General features: G+C 58.7%; 1 protein-coding gene. It reads right to left on the bottom strand.

Features of this window, described 5'->3' with window-relative positions:
- Window positions 1–758: AMP-binding protein (locus D515_RS24935; RefSeq protein ID WP_039850787.1), on the bottom strand; the 758-nt coding region annotated here is incomplete at both ends.

The following is a 758-nucleotide window of genomic DNA, read 5'->3' as shown; positions in this document are numbered from 1 at the left end:
ACCAGCGCGAGGGTAGAAGGAACCATATAGTCGGGCAGCAGGGCACGGAGTTGGTCAGTGACATCCGCCTTGAACTGCTCGGTGTCAGTATCATCTGTATGGTCAACCAACAGGGCAGCAGCGAGTGAGGCAGGCTGTCCGGCAGGAGAGAGCACGACAGCGACAGCACGGTGAATAGCGCTCAGGCTGTTCAGGGCAGTTTCTACCTCACCGAGCTCAATACGGTGTCCCCGCACCTTGACCTGATGGTCAAGGCGGCCCAGGAATTCCAGATTGCCGTCAGGCCAGTAACGCCCCTGGTCCCCGGTTCGGTACCAGCGCATAACAGGTTGGCCGGAAACAGTCTCTGATGTGGCCTGAACAAAGCGGGCCTGAGTGAGGGTGTCATCCCCCCGGTATCCGGTGGCGACCCCGAGGCCCCCAATCCAAAGCTCACCGGGCACCCAGTCAGGGCAATCGCGCCCTTGTGCATCGACCACCCGGTAAACCTGATTGGCGAGCGGTTTACCGTAAGGAATGGACGTCCAGTGCTCAGGGAGGGGGGTATCCGGAGAAAAGGCATCAAAGGTGTTAGACCAGATAGCGGCTTCCGTGGCACCTCCCATGGCAGCCAGTCTTACCTGATGGCCGTTCAGCGCAAACAGACGCTGAGGGATATCCATACCAATCCAGTCGCCGGAAAGGAGAACCTGCTCAAATGGTAAGGTCAGGTGCTGGCTTTCAGCGACAACCATCAGCATGTCTAACAAGACAGGGAC

Origin of the sequence: Grimontia indica (assembly GCF_000333895.2) — a bacterium.
Lineage (GTDB): Bacteria > Pseudomonadota > Gammaproteobacteria > Enterobacterales > Vibrionaceae > Enterovibrio > Enterovibrio indicus.
Note: the sequence above shows the minus strand (reverse complement) of the source record. Positions and strands in the feature narration are given on the sequence as shown.